The sequence below is a fragment of the Marinobacter sp. genome (genome assembly GCF_052094685.1).
Taxonomy (GTDB): Bacteria; Pseudomonadota; Gammaproteobacteria; order Pseudomonadales; family Oleiphilaceae; genus Marinobacter.
Genome location: NZ_JBQDKB010000049.1, coordinates 26,003 through 27,089, shown reverse-complemented (window position 1 = coordinate 27,089; position 1,087 = coordinate 26,003). Strand labels below are relative to the sequence as shown.

The 1,087-nt window shown below is 53.4% G+C and carries 1 pseudogene; it reads right to left on the bottom strand.

What is annotated here, in order from left to right:
* Nucleotides 1-174: 174 nt before the first annotated feature.
* Nucleotides 175-1,087, bottom strand: a pseudogene (locus ACTH3S_RS11195) (hypothetical protein); the annotation flags it as partial.

Here is a 1,087-nt window from a genome sequence, read left to right as displayed (position 1 = left end):
TCAAGTCCTCTCCTCGGCACCATTTCTTCCTCCAAGAAATGGTCGTATGAATACCCGCTCAAATCCAAAGTTATCCTAAGCTGTTCAATCTAAATATCATTCCAAGTTTTTCACCTGGCCGCTGCCATAAAAGCACACGATCCCTGTTACGCACCACGCCTGCATAGCTGCCGATTATTCCAGCAGCCCAACAAGGTATTCAGACAAGTTTTTGTAAGTGTAATCTACCCGCGCGTACACCCCAGACGGCACCTCCTCAAACTCGCGACCACAAGTGCGGTTACCGCCGTAGCTTTTGAGATACGCTTCGCGAATGAGGTTTAGAGTGCCTTCAGATGGCGCCTCACTGGTTCTGGCCGGGTAATACAACGCCCACTCAAAACCGCTCTCAGCATCGACGTTGCCAAGCCCCGCCATCTCTGGCGCGAGAAACCCATAACCCAGTGGCCGGTTAAGGCCGTCTCGGGTATCAAATTCCAGAGAATGCCCGATGAACCCCGTTGGCTGGGGCTCATGGCCCGAGAAGGCATAGCTATGAAAGCCTGTTACGACTTGGGCTGCATGCTCAGCATCAACATCTTCTCCAATCGTGCAGCTTTGGAACCCACCGCTGTAAATCAAAGATTCCCGCTCAACGCCTTCTTCCTTGAGTTGATACCCCGGGAAACCATCTGGGGCGTTAGCAAACTTAGGCGCCAGTGTTCGAGTAAGGACATCACCGTTTTGGGGGATTCGGGCAACCAGTTCCGCCAGCTTTCCATCGTTAAAGCTCCAGCTGTAAGTTACCTCTGGGTTTCCTCCCAGCTCCGTCGAGCCCGGCTGTATACCCTCTGGCAAGTGGCAGGTGGTGCTCGTTTCGAAAGTGGCCGTGCCGGCAGCCCAGTTAAATACCAGGCGCTCATCAATACCCGGATTGGTATACGCAATGCTGCTTTGGGGTGACAGGGATGCCGCCGGCAACCACTGTGTGCTCAGCCTTGCCATATAACCACCCACGCTTACCAACCTCGCAATTTCTTGCATAGAAGGCGCAAGGCAGCCTTCGGAGCTTATAGATTGCAGGCGCCCATCTTCACTGTAGTCAAAC